This window comes from Streptomyces sp. A0958 (assembly GCF_004795035.1).
Taxonomy (GTDB): domain Bacteria; phylum Actinomycetota; class Actinomycetes; order Streptomycetales; family Streptomycetaceae; genus Streptomyces.
This window is the reverse complement of the sequence record NZ_SSBK01000102.1, coordinates 1-1,233: the sequence shown is the minus strand read 5'-3', so window position 1 is coordinate 1,233 and position 1,233 is coordinate 1. Positions and strand designations below refer to the sequence as shown.

Sequence of the window (1,233 nt, the reverse complement as noted above, 5' to 3'; positions counted from 1 at the left end):
TGAGGTTCCCCCGAGATGCGAAAGATGCTGACAGCGGGTCAGATGGGTGTCATGAGAGGAGCCCAGACGATGCCTGCCCCGAGAAAGTACCCGCTGGAGTTGCGTGAGCGTGCGGTCCGGATGTACCGGACCGCCGAGCCGAAGCCCGTGATCCGCCGCATGGCCGAGGAACTCGGCGTGCACCCGGAGGCCCTGCGTGGCTGGATCCGGCAGGCCGAGGCCGACGCCGGCGAACGCGACGACCTGCTCACCACCGCCGAGAAGGAGGAGCTGGCCGCTCTGCGCAAGGAGAATGCCCAGCTCAAGCGGGCCAACGAGATCCTCAAGGCCGCTTCGGCTTTTTTCGCCCAGGAACTCGACACGACCCGGCGAAGGTACTGACGTTCCTCGACGAACGCGGTGACCTCGGTGTCGAGCCCGTACTCCGGGAACTGCACATCCCCTCCTCCACCTACTACCGCTGGCGCCGGGCGGAGACCGAGCCGTGCGAACGGAGCCGCCGGGACGCCCAGCTGACCAGCAGGATCCGGCAGGTCCACGACGAGTCCGGCGGGATCTACGGCTCACCCCGCGTGCACGCCGTCCTCAGGCGCGAGGGCGTCCACGTCGGCCGCAAGCGCGTCGAGCGGCTCATGCGTCAGGCCGGCCTGGCCGGGATCAGCCCTCGCCGGGGCAAGAGCTTCACGCGCCGTGACCCGGACGCCGATCTGGCCCCTGACCTGGTGCAACGCGACTTCACCGCGACCGGCCCGAACCGGCTGTGGGTCACCGACCTGACCATGATCCCCACCGGGGAGGGGCCGTTGTGGCTGTCCGCGATCCGCGACGCGTTCTCCCGCCGGGTGGTGGCCTGGGAGACCTCCGCCCGCGCGGACGCGGACCTGGTCCTCACCTCGCTGGAATACGCCCTGGCCAGCCGCGATCCCGTCCCCGGCGAGCTCGTCCACCACGCCGATCACGGCTGTCAATACACATCCGTGAAGCTCACAACACGCCTGGTCAGGGCCGGAATCCAGGCGTCCATGGGCTCGGTCGGCGACTCGTACGACAACGCCCTCGCCGAGAACCTGTGGATGGTCATCAAGACCGAGTGCATCCGCGGCCGCGTCTTCGCCACCAGGGCCGAAGCGAACCTCGCGCTCTTCGAGTACATCGACGGCTTCTACAACCCCCGCCGCATCCAGAAACGCCTCGGCTACCTCAGCCCGATCGAGTACGAGGAGAAGCACTACG

At 68.5% G+C, this 1,233-nt stretch carries 2 protein-coding genes; both read left to right on the top strand.

Translation table 11 applies throughout. From position 1 onward, the window contains the following. Positions 1 to 69 precede the first annotated feature (69 nt). Positions 70 to 381, top strand: coding sequence for a transposase (locus E6P78_RS32520; protein ID WP_168712767.1), 312 nt, complete (start codon positions 70 to 72; stop codon positions 379 to 381). Next, positions 378 to 1,233: IS3 family transposase (locus E6P78_RS32515; RefSeq protein ID WP_346765639.1), on the top strand; the 856-nt coding region annotated here is incomplete at its 3' end. The genes E6P78_RS32520 and E6P78_RS32515, both read left to right, overlap by 4 nt.